Origin of the sequence: Limosilactobacillus secundus (assembly GCF_020784695.1) — a bacterium.
In the GTDB taxonomy this organism is placed as follows: domain Bacteria; phylum Bacillota; class Bacilli; order Lactobacillales; family Lactobacillaceae; genus Limosilactobacillus; species Limosilactobacillus reuteri_F.
Map to the genome: position 1 here is coordinate 1 of NZ_JAJGUA010000005.1, position 368 is coordinate 368.

Consider the following 368-nt stretch of genomic DNA (forward strand, 5'->3'; position numbering starts at 1 on the left):
TGAGGCACTTTCACTTTGACTAAGTGAAGTTGAGGCACTTTCACTTTGGCTCAACGACGTTGATGCACTCTCACTTTGGCTAAGTGATGTCGAAGCACTTTCGCTCTGACTCAATGAGATTGACGCACTTTCGCTTTGACTAAGCGACGTTGACGCACTTTCGCTTTGACTAAGCGACGTTGAGGCACTCTCACTCTGACTCAATGAGGTTGACGCACTTTCGCTTTGACTAAGTGATGTCGATGCACTCTCACTTTGGCTCAACGACGTTGATGCACTCTCACTTTGACTCAACGAGGTTGAGGCACTTTCACTTTGACTAAGTGAAGTTGAGGCACTTTCACTTTGGCTCAACGACGTTGATGCAC

1 protein-coding gene is annotated in these 368 nt (G+C 47.0%); it reads right to left on the minus strand.

Going from position 1 to position 368, the window contains the following annotated elements; genetic code table 11:
- A partial coding sequence (locus LMB57_RS00350) for a hypothetical protein (protein WP_229278020.1) occupies positions 1 to 368 on the minus strand: 368 nt, incomplete at both ends.